This is a genomic window from Acinetobacter sp. YH12116, from assembly GCF_013418895.1.
Classification (GTDB): Bacteria; Pseudomonadota; Gammaproteobacteria; order Pseudomonadales; family Moraxellaceae; genus Acinetobacter; species Acinetobacter indicus.
The window spans coordinates 35,722-48,707 of sequence record NZ_VPBE01000016.1 but is presented as its reverse complement, the minus strand read 5'-3'; the positions used below and the strand labels follow the sequence as shown (position 1 = coordinate 48,707).

The window sequence follows — 12,986 nt, the reverse complement described above, 5'->3', positions numbered from 1 at the left end:
GAACTGACTTAGTATATAGTGTTTATCATATAAACGCGGAACTTTGTTTATTCTGTTGCGTAAAACAATAAACCACTGCTGGGCAGTGGTCTAGCGCATTTATTTTTTCAGATTTCCGGCGTGAAGTCCACATTCTTTATGGGTTGCATCTTCCCACCACCAGCGGCCTTCGCGTTCATGCTGGTTTGGTAGCACCGCACGGGTACACGGTTCACAGCCAATCGAAATAAAACCTTTTTCATGTAATGGATTATATGGAATTTCCATTAAACGGATGTAATTCCAGACATCGCTACTGGACCAGTTGGCCAAAGGATTATACTTGATCAGCTGTTTGCCAGGACCAGAAAAACCCGGGTCAGCCTGAATCGCCGGAATCTCGTTACGCGTGCCCGGACTCTGGTCTTTTCGCTGACCGGTAATCCAGCCATCTAGCGTGGCCAACTTTTTACGCAGCGGCTGAACCTTACGGATGCCGCAGCATTCCTGATGACCGTCGGCGTAGAAACTGAACAGGCCTTTTTCATTAACCAGTTGCTGAATCGCTTCAGTTTCCGGGAAACAGATTTCAATTGGAATATTATAGTGCTTGCGAACGGTTTCAATAAATTGATAGGTTTCGGCATGCAAACGGCCGGTATCCAGGCTAAAGACACGAAAAGGCAGACCCAGATTGGCCGCCATATCAATCAGCACCACATCTTCAGCGCCTGAAAAGGAAATCGCAATTTCACCTGGCTGGCTGAGTGCCAGTTTTAGAATTTCACTTGGAGATTTATCTGCATATTCGGCGGCAAGCGCGTCAACGAGATCAATAGTGGGAATGGTAGTCATAATATTCCTGGCTATAGGCTTGGAGATGACAAAACCTATATTAATTTATTTCGGCTGTATTTTAATAGAAATGCCAAAACCGACTTATCACTAAAAAATCAATGCTTATGAAAAAAATAGATTTAAAAAAGAACAAGTCAAAAGCACGATCTTGGTCTATGATAGAGCAAATTTTTTTCAATGACAGATATGGGGAGCATTCATGGAAGTTGTATGTCTTGATCTTGAAGGTGTGTTGGTTCCAGAAATTTGGATTAACTTTGCAAAAAAAACTGGGATTAAAGAGCTAGAAGCGACAACCCGTGATATTCCTGACTATGATGTATTAATGACACAGCGTTTGAATATCTTAAAACAGCATGGTTTGGGTTTAAATGATATTCAGGAAGTGATTGCCGATATGGGCCCATTTCCGGGTGCTAAAGAATTTGTGGAATGGCTACGTACCCATTTCCAGCTGATTATTTTATCTGATACCTTCTATGAGTTTGCCCACCCATTAATGAAGCAACTGGGCTGGCCAACAATTTTCTGCCATAAACTAGAAGCAGATGAAAATGGCATGATTACCGCGTACAAGCTGCGTCAACCTGACCAGAAGCGTCAGGCCGTAAAAGCATTACATGGTTTGAATTTCCGTGTGATTGCCGCAGGCGATTCTTATAATGACACCACCATGCTTGGCGAAGCCGATGCCGGTTTCCTGTTTGATGCACCTGAAAATGTGATTGCAGAATTTCCACAGTTCCCGGCCATTCATGGCTATGAAGCGCTAAAAGAAGCGATCCGTAAAGCTTCTGTGCGTGATATTCCAGCTTAATCTGAAGTTGAATATAACAAAGGGCATCATTTGATGCCCTTTGTTATACTTGGTTTTGAAAATTTAGAAGCGGTAGCCAATTTTTAAGCCATAACCTAATGCGTAGTTATCGGTAAATTCACCCACGATATTGCCACCCGTTTGAGCATGAGCATCACCTAACCAAAAATATTTTACGCCAGCTTGAATAAAATAGTTTTCTGCTGGGCTATATTGACCACCTAAGCCAACACTCCAATAACCTTCTGTTGGACCTAAAGTGGTGACAGGGTTACCCGCACCAGAGTCATAACCTACAGAAGCAGAACCAGACCAATGACTATTAAACTTGCGACCCACGCCTACGGTTGCAGACCATTGATCATCTGAATAGTCAATAAGGTTATTGCCAGAAGCTGCATTTAAAAACTTTGGTGTGACCGCAAATTGATCCCAATGTGCCCAACGGATATTGGCAAAAGCTAAAGTGTTGGCTGCAACACCTGTTTGAAAATCAATGTTTACTGATTGCGGAGTTACAACTTCAGTGAGTGCATTTGGTCGTTGAATTGCACCAAACCCAAAAGTTTCAGTAGTATCAAGTTCATGTTTGATTTCTGAACGATAGGTAATCGCAGTTTTTAACGCGATTTCAGGAATTTGATAAGCAAAACCAGCAAGCCAACCGTATGCTTCATCTTCTTTTAAATTAATGTCGTAGCTGCCAAGTTTAGAAGCACCCCCGTACGCAAGTCCACGTAAAGATACTGTACCTTGTACGGTTTGATAAACAGGACCCACGTAGAAATTCCAGTTTTCTGTAGGTTGGTAGCCAATAAGTGCAGTTACATTATGTGTTTTTACTTCTACAGAAGTTGACTCATTCCCTTGAGAGAAAATAGAAAGAGGACCTACAGCTTGATAGTTAGAATCTGCACCATAAGGTTGATCATAAATTAGACCTAGAGATATTTTATCAGTTGCTTGTACTTTAATCGCAGCAGAAGGGAAATAATAATCTTCTGCCATATCGTTAACTTTCAATTGATTAGATTGAACTTTGGGATCTAAAATTGAAATACCTGCTTCTGCATAATTACCCGGTTGTAAAAATGCAGCAATAGATTGACCAGAACGGTCTAAGCCAGCAGCAAGCGCAGGTGTAAGTGGGAGAGTGCTAAGTAAAATAGCCGAATAGATTTTATTGAGCTTCATGGTCGTTCCCTGATGCTTTATGTAACAAAACGTGCAGGAAAAGTAACACATATAAAAAAAGAGTAAATGCTCAACTTCGCAGAATAAATGAACTGAATAAGTTATAAATAGCAGTTGATTAGAGTAAAAGTACTATTTTTTGATCTTAAGTAATTGAATTTTATTAAATAATTTTTTAGGGTAATGCTTGGGTAAATATGAGTTTAATTGCTTTTAATTTAAACATTTAATTAACACTTGTATAAAAACGAGTGGGTTTTAAGTGCAAAAAAGCCACCCCGAAGGGTGGCTCCTTTGAAAACTAAGAGATTAGAATCGGTAACCAATTTTTAAGCCGTATGCCCATGCATCGTTGTCTTCAAACTCTGCAACATAATCAGAACTGCCTGCTTGAGCACCTGTTTGGGCTTTAGCATCACCCAACATGAAGTATTTTACACCACCTGCAATAAAGTAGTTTGGTGCAGGTGAGTATTGAACCCCTAGACCCACGTTCCAATAACCTTCAGTAGGACCAAGAGTTGATACAGGGTTACCTGCGCCAGAATCCCATCCTACAGATACGTTACCTGCCCATTGGTCATTTAATTTGCGACCAACACCTACAGTTGCAGAAATTTGGTCATCTTCATACTCAACTAGATTGAAGCCATTAGGACGTTCAACGATAGGGCCAACTGCTTCGGAAATTAAACCGAACTTATATGGGCGAATTGAGAAGTTAGACCAATCTACCCAACGTACATTTGCGAAGGCAACAGTATTGGCCATAATACCTGTCTGGAAATCTAGATTAACAGATTGAGGTGTAGTAATTTTAGTTTCACCACTTGCCGCTGCAATAGCTGCTGCTGCTTCAGCACCTCCATCTAAAAGTGCTAAAGCAGGAAGGGTAGGAATATTCTCATTAATATTAACGTTGTGATCAATCTCTGAGCGATACGTTAGGGATGCTTTTAATGCAATTTCAGGAATTTGATAAGCAATACCTGCTAACCAACCTACAGCGCTGTCTTCTGGAATGGAGGCATCATAGCCATTGTATAGGCTGTATGCCTGACCACGTAAAGATACATTACCTTTAATAGTTTGATAAACAGCACCACCATAAATATTCCAGTTCTCAGTCGGTTGATAACCCATTACAAACGATAGGTTTTGAGTATCAACTTCAACTTGAGTATTGCCTACACCCAGTAAACCATTGACATTGGCCAATCCTGCATCAACTTGAGCTTCTACTCCAGCGAGAACACCTGCATCAATTTGTTCTTTTACTGCATCAATAGTGTTGTATGCGGTTAAAGTGGCGGCATATTGAGCTTGTCCTGTTGCCGTTGTTAAATCAACTCCTTGAGCTTGTAATGCTGCGCCAACTCGTTGTTCTGGTGTTAGACTATTAAAGGCAGTATCAATAGTTTCTTGGCGAATTCCAGCGAGGGCAGCGGGATCAAGAATTGTATTTGTTGCATCGGAAACAAAGATGTTATTTCCGCTATATGCGGCATTTGCTCCATATGGTTGATCGTATAAAATACCAAATGAGAAGTTTTTAGTTGGTTGCAGTTTTAAAGCAGCACTTGGGAAATAATAATCATCTGCCATGTCACCGATGTGGCGACTAGTGTTACTAGTACCAGCTTCTTTACCAGTAACTTTTGGGTCTAATACAGAAATCCCTGCTTCAAAATAGTTACCTGGTTGTAAAAATGCAGCCATAGATTGGCCAGAACGATCTAGAGCTGCGGCAAAAGCACCCGTCATTGGTACTGTCGCCAAAATCATTGCTGCGCTAAGCGTTTTTAATTTCATTCTTCATTTTCCCTTGATGCACAAAGTTTTAACAAAATTTTCTGATGCTTGTTTGTTTGTTGACTCTGGAGAGATCAGTGTTTTATCACTGAAATCCTTTGTTACTCCATGTGACAAAAATAGCACAATTAAAATAAGAGTAAATGCTCTATATGGATTATTGCGTATAAAAATCAGCCTGCTTAGAGCTTAAACTCTAAATTTATTTTATTTCTTGCTTATTAATATTTGATAAATAAAAAGAAAATAATAAAAATAGATATTTTTTGCATATTCTATTTGAGTGAAATTTGATCAATTTTGGTGGTTGAAAATTTGAGGCTTATTTATTTGAAACTATAATTTTTGAGATTTAATTCAAAATTTTAGAAACCGGCGTGCTCTTAAAAATCAGGTGATTAGTGGGTTAAAAACAGAAGCAGCTATGTGGCTGCTCCTGATCGGTGGAATTTAAGCTGCATCTAGTCCTGTTGTGATTAGCTTAGCCCCTGTAGCAGCCTGAATTTGTGCAACAGTCACATCTTTGGCCAGTTCTACGAGCTTTAAGCCCTGTTCAGTCACATCAATCACGCCGAGATCACTAATAATCCGGTTGACGACGCCTTGACCGGTCAGGGGTAGACTACATTCGGAAAGTAGTTTTGGGCTGCCATCTTTAGCACAGTGTTCCATGAGCACCACGACTTTCTGTACCCCAACCACCAGATCCATGGCGCCGCCCATGCCTTTGACTTTTTTACCTGGAATCATCCAGTTAGCCAGATCGCCACGTTCCGACACCTCCATGGCACCTAAAATGGCAATATTGACATGCCCCCCACGAATCATAGCGAAGGACTCTGCGCTCGAGAAAAATGATGCACCCGCTTGTGCGGTTACAGTCTGTTTCCCGGCATTAATTAGATCGGGATCAACCGTGTCCTGAGTCGGAAACTCACCAATGCCCAGCAGGCCATTTTCAGACTGTAGCCAGACGTTGATATGTTCTGGAATATAGTTAGCAACCAGGGTGGGCAGGCCAATCCCTAAATTAACATAAAAGCCATCTTGCAGCTCAAGCGCAGCACGCTGGGCCATTTCATTTCGCGTCCATGCCATGGTTTAAGCCTCCGCCTTTAAGGTCATCTGTTCAATCCGTTTTTCGGGTGTGCTGTTCAGTACCACACGGTTGATATAAATTCCAGGCAGATGGATCTCGTCCGGGTCCAGCTCGCCGATTTCCACAATCTGCTCGACTTCCGCAATGGTAAATTTGCCGGCCATGGCACATTCAGGATTAAAGTTACGGGCAGTTTTGCGGAATATTAAATTTCCGGCTTTATCTGCCTTGTAAGCTTTAATTAATGCAACATCGGCAGTTAAGGCGTGTTCCAGAATATAGGATTTTCCTTCAAATTCACGAACTTCTTTGCCTTCGGCAATCAGCGTGCCGACCCCGGTTTGTGTATAAAATGCCGGAATCCCCGCGCCGCCAGCACGTAATTTTTCTGCCAGTGTGCCTTGAGGGGGTAGTTCCACTTCCAGTTCACCACTTAAATACTGGCGTTCAAATTCCTTATTTTCACCAACATAGGAGGAGACCATCTTTTTAATCTGTTTGGTCTGTAGCAGTTTGCCCAAACCAAAATCATCGACCCCAGCATTGTTGGAAATACAGGTCAGTCCAGTCACTCCGGTATTTTTTAGCGCTTCAATTAAGGCTTCAGGAATGCCACAGAGGCCAAAACCACCTACCGCGAGCGTTTGATGATCGGCCACCACATCGGCCAACGCCAGCTCAGCAGTTGCTACTACTTTATTCATCTGTTTTAACCTGCTTGTTTAGCTGTCGACTTTGGCACTGCCAGCGTTGTTGTCTAACTCGGAGGCATGCAGGAAATGGGTATGATGCGGCGCGCGTTTGGTTTCGCTCCATTGCTCCAGCATTTCATGCTTCATGTCTTCGGTAATCAGGGCGATTTTTTCTGGCGCAGCTTCATCATCGTAGGCCAGTTCCAGACGATGGCCATTCGGATCAAAAAAGTAAATTGAATGGAAAATGCCATGATTGGTCACGCCTAAAACCTCGACACCATTGGCTTCCAGATGCGCTTTGGCTTCGAGCAGTGCAGCGCGGTCTTTGACTTTCAGGGCAATATGCTGCACCCATTTCGGGGTGTTTTCATCACGGCCCATTTCTGGCTGGGTCGGCAGTTCAAAAAAGGCCAGTACATTGCCATTGCCGGCATCCAGGAATAAATGCATGTATGGGTCAAAGGCTTTGGTCGACGGTACATAGTCTTCGGCAAAAGCCAGAATAAAGTCCATATTCAGGTTTTTTTTGTACCACTCGACGGTTTCTTTGGCATCTTTACAGCGATAGGCAACGTGGTGAATTTTTTCAATTTGAATGGTCATGGTTCAATATCCTTATTGATGAATCTTAAGCGGCATCTGCCTGTGCTTCGGGTGCGGCCTGTTGAAATGAAGGCAGAGTGAAACAATGGCTATAAATCGCGGCAATTTTTGGAAAGTCGGTTAAATCGACATGAAAGCGCTGGGCGTTATAGACCTGTGGAATCAGGCAGCAGTCTGCAAAAGTGGGCTGATCGCCAAAACAGAAACGGCCATTGGAATCGGTCAATTGTGCCTCCAGACTCTGAAAGCCCAAAGTCACCCAATGCTGATACCATGCCGTTTTCTGTTCATCGCTGAGTTGTAGCGTTCCGCTTAAATATTGCAGCACGCGCAGGTTATTAATCGGATGAATATCGCAGGCAATGCTCTGGCAAAAGGCGCGGATTTTGGCGCGTTGCTGTAGATCGGCCGGTAACAGGGCTGGCTGCGGATATTTTTCTTGCAGATATTCCAGAATGCTCAGCGACTGGCTCAGCTGAAAATCATCCTCCACCCAGGCCGGAATCAGGCCGCTTGGGTTGATTTGACGATAGGCAGGCTGATGCTGTTCGCCGCCATTGTTTAGCAAATGTACCGGAATAATCTCAGCTTTTAAGCCCTTCAGGTTCAGCGCAATCCGCACCCGGTAAGCAGCTGAACTGCGAAAATAACTATACAGTTTCATGGGCAGCATCCTGCGCTTCATCTGTGGCAAAGTTAAATTGCACTGCAGGCAAGACGGTGCCGCTGACTTCACCAAAGCCAATGCGCAGGCCATCTTTTTCACAGTAGCCTTTCATGATTAGCGTGTCGCCATCTTCTAGGAAACCACGCTGTTGACCGTTGGCCAAAGTTAACGGTTTGCTGGTGTTCCAGGTCAGTTCCAGCAAGGAGCCATAAGAATCCGGCGTTGGACCAGAAATGGTGCCGGAACCCATTAAATCGCCAACCTGAACATTACAGCCTGAAACAGTGTGATGGGTCAGTTGCTGTGCCATCGACCAGTACATATATTTAAAGTTGGTCTGGCAGATCACATCGCTCTGTTCCGATTGTGCGGCTTTGAGCTCAACCGACAAATGGATGTCATAGCTGTTATCGACCTGTTCTTCACGTAAATAGGCCAGGGGACGTGGCTCTTGCACCGGGGTACGGGTTTTAAACGGTTCCAGCGCCTCCATGGTCACAATCCATGGTGAAATGGATGAAGCAAAGGTCTTGGCATTAAAGGGCCCTAAAGGCACATATTCCCATTGCTGGATATCACGTGCTGACCAGTCATTGAACAGCACCATGCCAAAAATATGCTCCCAAGCATTCTCAATTGAGATTGGTTCACCCAGTTTGTTGGGTTTGCCAACAATAAAGCCGGTTTCCAGTTCAAAATCGAGTTTACGGCAAGCCGAGAAAATTGGACGTTCGGCATTTGGTAACTTGATCTGGCCAGATGGGCGTACCACCGGTGTACCACTCACCACCACAGAACTGGCGCGGCCATTATAACCGACCGGTAATTCTGACCAGTTCGGTAATAGCGCATTTTTTGGATCGCGGAACATGCAGCCGACATTGGTGGCATGTTCTTTAGATGAATAGAAATCGGTATAGCCCGGAATATGTACCGGCAGATGCATATGCACTTCTGCCTGAGCGAAGAAAGCCTGTGCACGTAAACTGTCATTGTCACGTAATGTCGGGTTGTCGGCAGACAGCAGGCTTTGTAATTCCTGACGGATTTTGCGCCAGTTGTGTTGACCCGATTCAATAAATTTATTCAAGGTCGGCTGATTAAAATAACTTTCGCCGGCCTGAATGCTGAGAAAACCGTTCGCTTCCAGCATGGCCAAATCCACCACCCATTCACCTAAGGCTACACCAATACGGCGATGGCCCGTTGGGCTTTCGCTAAATACGCCATACGGCAGGTTCTGAATCGGGAAATCTGAATGTGCTGCAACGTCTACAAATGCTTGCTGAGTCATATGGGGTTCCTGCATATCTCGATGAAAACGGTCCAGTGTTTTCGATCTGGGGGAGTGATCTGGATCACTTGATTTTTGTCATAAATCTCATCATACTCATTTTTATTAATTACACAATAGTTAATTAAATTACGAATATCGTAAAAATGTAAATAAAAGAATTCTGCAGAGATGCATTTATCAAATGGAGCGTAAACCTCTGTCTTTCAGGTCAGAGATATAAGCGACACGACATGAAATGTCGTTTAATTGCTAAAAAACAATATATTAAGCCTAATATGAGCTAATATAAGCCCATGAAAACACTTAAGTTACGTATAAAAGACAAACATTGTAAGGTGCTAGACCAATTGGCATCTGAAGTTAATTTTGTCTGGAACTATGTCAATGATTTGTGTTTCAAACACCTACAGCGCAAACAACAATTCTTTTCAGCATACGATATTGCTAAATACACGAAAGGCGCATCAAAGGAATGTAGTCTTCATAGTCAAACCATTCAGGCTGTAACAGAAGAATTGGTCACTAAAACAGGCCCATTTGTAGAGGATAGTCGTGGACGTTGGTATGTCTGCTTAGTGGTTGATTCACCCAAACAAAACAAACCTACCGCCACAAAAGCCGTGGGTATTGATCTAGGCTTAAAAGATATTGCTACTTGTTCAGATGGTATGATCATTTCCAATCCCAAGTTCTATCGAAAATACGAGCAAAAGCTCGGTATTGCTCAGAGAGCGAGAAATAAAAAGCGTGTCCGTGCATTACACGCCAAGATTGCAAACTGTCGTAAAGACCATTTGCACAAGGCTAGCACCCAGCTGGTGAAAGACAATGCACTGATTGTCGTTGGTGATCTAAGTGCGAACAAACTTGTAAAAACTAAAATGGCGAAATCTGTTTTAGATACAGGATTTTCAGCGCTCAAAACCATGCTCAAGTATAAATGCGAGAACGCAGGGGTCATGTTTGAGGAAGTCAACGAGAGATTCACAACCCAAACCTGTTCGAGCTGCGGTACAATCACCGCAAGCAGTCCGAAAGATAGAGCAGATTTGCGAATAAGAGTATGGGAATGTGAATGCGGAAGTGTAAATCAACGCGATTTAAACTCTGCCAAGAACATACTTGCGCTTGGGCATAAGCGTCTAGCAGTAGGAATCTCCCTCCTTTCAGGTGGGTGAGGATGTCAAAAATCAGAACAGCACGCTAAAATGCTCGGTGTTTACAGGAGAGTAAAATTCTTATGTCAGAAAAGAATCAGGTGGGCGTGCAATCTTTAGAGGTGGGTTTAACCGTGCTGGATGCGCTGATGACCTATCGTCATCCGGTCATGCTCAAAGATTTATCTGAAAAACTGGCCATGCATCCGGCCAAGGTGCACCGTTATATGGTCAGTCTGGTACGTATGAATTATGCTAAGCAGCTGGAAGATGGTCGTTATGCACTGGGCGATCAGGCTTATCGTTTTGGTCTGAGCTGTATCCAGCGCAGTGACAGTCTGCAGGCGGCACAGGCACAGATTAATGAACTGCACCGGCATTTGGATTGTGGATTGCAGATTAGCAAATGGACGACGCAAGGCCCACTGATTGTACAGTGGCTGGAGCCGAATCAGCCAGTTTCGGTAATTACCCGTGTCGGTTCGATCATGCCGATGCTGAATTCGGCCACCGGCCGGGCTTATGCTGCGTTTATGCCGGAAACATTGGTGCGACCTTTGCTGGAAAAAGAATGGCAGCAGCATCAGGCACAGCAGAAAGTGGTCTATCCGCAGAACTGGGATGAATTTTTAACTTTAAAACAGCAGATTCTAAGTGAAGGTGTGGCCACGGTCGCAGGCGATTTGCTGGCCGGAATTCATGCGATTTGTGTGCCGGTATTAAATCAGCACCATGAAATTGAATATGCGATTTCGGTGTTGGGCACTGCTTCGGATTTGCCGCTGGATATGCAGCATCCAAAAATCCAGTATTTAAGAGAGATGGCAGCACGTTTAAGCGCACAGTTACAGCCGATTTAAAATGGTGGGGGAATTCGCCAAGGCAGCTACGCGAGTTGCTTCATCTCGGTGAAGTGCTGAAGATAAAAAAGGAAGGAGATGCGCCTTCCTTTTTTATAGATACGATGGTGTGCCCTGCGGGACTCGAACCCACGCCGGTCGCTTAGGAGGCAACTGCTCTATCCAGTTAAGCTAAGGGCACAAAACGCCCTTAATTTAGCTGAAAAAAAGCTGAAAAAAAAGTTATTACCGAAGTAATAACTTTTTCTTTTGTCAGTAAAAATAACTTAGCTGTTTTTTTGTTTTAGCAATTTAAACAGACCCCACATCAGCACAATCCAGACCGGAATCATATACACCGATTCGCTAAAGCCTTGGGTCCACATAATGTACAGGATGGTGGCAATAAACAGCAGCACAATCACGTTACCCACAGGTGACCACAGTGCAGGGAAAGAGGTGGTTTGACCTGAGTTTTTCATGGCCTGAATAAACTTCAGGTGAGTCAGGGTAATCATGGCCCAGTTCAGTACCAAGGCACCGACCACAATATAAATCAGGTGGCTTAAAGCATCTTCCGGTACAAAGTAGTTCAACAATACACAGCCAAAAATCAGCAGGGCAGAGAACAGCACCGCAGGAATTGGCACGCCTTGCTTGTTCACTTTCAGGAATACTTTTGGCGCATTGCCTTGTTGGGCCAGACCGAACAGCATCCGGCTATTGGCATACATACCACTGTTATAAACCGACAGCGCCGCCGTTAAAATAATAAAGTTCAGCAGATGTGCCGCCCAGCCAATGCCTAACTGGCTAAAGATCATCACGAATGGGCTTTTATCCAGACCGCCCAGTTCCAGCTGATTCCATGGCACTAACGACAGTAAAATCGTCAATGAACCAACATAGAAAATCAGGATACGGAACACCACCTGATTGATGGCTTTGGGAATGGTCTTTTTCGGATCCTGCGCTTCTGCTGCTGCCATACCAATTAGCTCGATCCCGCCAAAGGCAAACATCAGGAAGGCCAGCATGAAGAATAAGCCTTCAAAGCCGTGCGGGAAGAATCCGCCATGGCTCCAGAGGTTGCTAAATGAAGCAGTCGAGTTGGCATCTGCGGTCAACAGGAGGTACAGACCAAAAATGATCATCGATACTACTGCGGCCACTTTAATAATTGCCAGCCAGAATTCTGATTCCCCATAAAATTTTACATTGCCGAGGTTGATCAGGGTAATGACAATAAAGAAAAACAGGACCGAGGACCAGGCCGGAATATGCGGCCACCAGTAGTTAATATATTTGGCGACAGCGGTGAGTTCGGTCATGGCGACCAGAATATATAAAATCCAGTAATTCCAGCCGGCCAGGAAGCCAGGGAATTTCCCCCAATAGCGATAAGCAAAATGGCTGAAAGAACCTGCAACCGGTTCATGAACAATCATTTCGCCCAGTTGGCGCATAATTAAAAATGCAATCAAACCCCCAATCGCATAGCCTAAAATAATAGAGGGACCTGCGGATTGGATGACTTGAGCGGAACCTAAGAATAAGCCAGTACCAATCGCGCCGCCCATGGCGATGAGTTGGATATGACGGTTCTTTAAGCCACGCTGAAGTTGAGAAGACTCGTTGTTCAAAGTGTTCAGCCCGACAATGTATAATAAGTGGCGCGATTGTAATAGATAGTTGCAAATTAGCCTAGTAGATCACCAGTCGCTTCAGAACAGCTCATAAAATCGAAAAATGGTCATTTTGTTGAAACAATAATTGAATCAAGATATTAATTTTATTGGCTATATTTTTTTAGGCCTGAAAATTTCAAGTCTACAGCCCAAGATTTGGGTAAATTTTATACTTAAGTCCAGTTCGCCTGATTTTTTAAGTAAAAGACGTTATCATTTAAAGCAAGCAAAAACCTTGCTTTGGATTATGTAATACAACGAAAAATCAAAGGATTAGATAA

At 43.7% G+C, this 12,986-nt stretch carries 12 protein-coding genes and 1 tRNA gene; 3 read left to right on the top strand and 10 right to left on the bottom strand.

The genetic code is table 11. From position 1 onward, the window contains the following. Positions 1-99: 99 nt before the first annotated feature. Positions 100-834 carry a phosphoadenylyl-sulfate reductase gene (locus FTU54_RS10425; protein WP_180074730.1) on the bottom strand — a complete coding sequence of 245 codons (735 nt, stop codon included), beginning with the start codon at positions 832-834 and terminating at the stop codon, positions 100-102. A gap of 202 nt (positions 835-1,036) precedes the next feature. On the opposite strand from FTU54_RS10425, the gene thrH reads away from it, so the two are divergent. Beyond that, the gene (gene thrH / locus FTU54_RS10420) at positions 1,037-1,654 is read left to right on the top strand and encodes a bifunctional phosphoserine phosphatase/homoserine phosphotransferase ThrH (protein WP_180074729.1); all 618 of its coding nucleotides are present in this window, start codon (positions 1,037-1,039) and stop codon (positions 1,652-1,654) included. Between the two features lie 63 nt (positions 1,655-1,717). Here the strand turns inward: thrH and FTU54_RS10415 are convergent, their stop codons facing one another. The 7 genes from FTU54_RS10415 to fahA all read right to left on the bottom strand — a co-directional run bounded on the left by FTU54_RS10415 (position 1,718) and on the right by fahA (position 9,018). Beyond that, positions 1,718-2,848 carry an OmpP1/FadL family transporter gene (locus FTU54_RS10415; protein WP_180074728.1) on the bottom strand — a complete coding sequence of 377 codons (1,131 nt, stop codon included), beginning with the start codon at positions 2,846-2,848 and terminating at the stop codon, positions 1,718-1,720. Positions 2,849-3,157: 309 nt separating this feature from the next. Continuing rightward, positions 3,158-4,660 (bottom strand): outer membrane protein transport protein, encoded by a 1,503-nt coding sequence (locus FTU54_RS10410; RefSeq protein WP_180074727.1) that lies wholly within the window; start codon positions 4,658-4,660, stop codon positions 3,158-3,160. Positions 4,661-5,110: 450 nt separating this feature from the next. Continuing rightward, the gene (locus FTU54_RS10405; RefSeq protein WP_160241080.1) at positions 5,111-5,758 is read right to left on the bottom strand and encodes a 3-oxoacid CoA-transferase subunit B; all 648 of its coding nucleotides are present in this window, start codon (positions 5,756-5,758) and stop codon (positions 5,111-5,113) included. A 3-nt stretch (positions 5,759-5,761) separates the two neighbouring features. After that, complete coding sequence (locus FTU54_RS10400; RefSeq protein ID WP_180074726.1) at positions 5,762-6,463, bottom strand: CoA transferase subunit A; 702 nt, start codon at positions 6,461-6,463, stop codon at positions 5,762-5,764. A gap of 18 nt (positions 6,464-6,481) precedes the next feature. Beyond that, positions 6,482-7,057 (bottom strand): VOC family protein, encoded by a 576-nt coding sequence (locus FTU54_RS10395; protein WP_180074725.1) that lies wholly within the window; start codon positions 7,055-7,057, stop codon positions 6,482-6,484. Positions 7,058-7,082: 25 nt separating this feature from the next. Beyond that, entirely contained in the window at positions 7,083-7,721 is a 639-nt protein-coding gene (gene maiA / locus FTU54_RS10390; RefSeq protein WP_104472661.1) for a maleylacetoacetate isomerase, read from the bottom strand. Continuing rightward, positions 7,708-9,018, bottom strand: a complete 1,311-nt coding sequence (gene fahA, locus FTU54_RS10385) for a fumarylacetoacetase (RefSeq protein ID WP_005179674.1) — start codon at positions 9,016-9,018, stop codon at positions 7,708-7,710. The genes maiA and fahA overlap by 14 nt, the downstream gene beginning before the upstream one ends. Positions 9,019-9,314: 296 nt before the next feature. Here fahA and FTU54_RS10380 point away from each other — a divergent pair, with 296 nt between their 5' ends. Next, on the top strand, positions 9,315-10,199 hold the full coding sequence (locus tag FTU54_RS10380) for an RNA-guided endonuclease TnpB family protein (protein ID WP_180074724.1): 885 nt from the start codon (positions 9,315-9,317) through the stop codon (positions 10,197-10,199). Positions 10,200-10,261: 62 nt separating this feature from the next. Beyond that, complete coding sequence (locus FTU54_RS10375) at positions 10,262-11,038, top strand: IclR family transcriptional regulator (protein WP_180074723.1); 777 nt, start codon at positions 10,262-10,264, stop codon at positions 11,036-11,038. 105 nt (positions 11,039-11,143) lie between these two features. Here the strand turns inward: FTU54_RS10375 and FTU54_RS10370 are convergent. Together FTU54_RS10370 and FTU54_RS10365 are read right to left on the bottom strand one after the other, a co-directional pair. Next, positions 11,144-11,219: transfer RNA gene (locus FTU54_RS10370), tRNA-Arg, on the bottom strand. Positions 11,220-11,304: 85 nt separating this feature from the next. Further along, entirely contained in the window at positions 11,305-12,660 is a 1,356-nt protein-coding gene (locus tag FTU54_RS10365; protein ID WP_034597873.1) for an amino acid permease, read from the bottom strand. Positions 12,661-12,986: the final 326 nt, after the last annotated feature.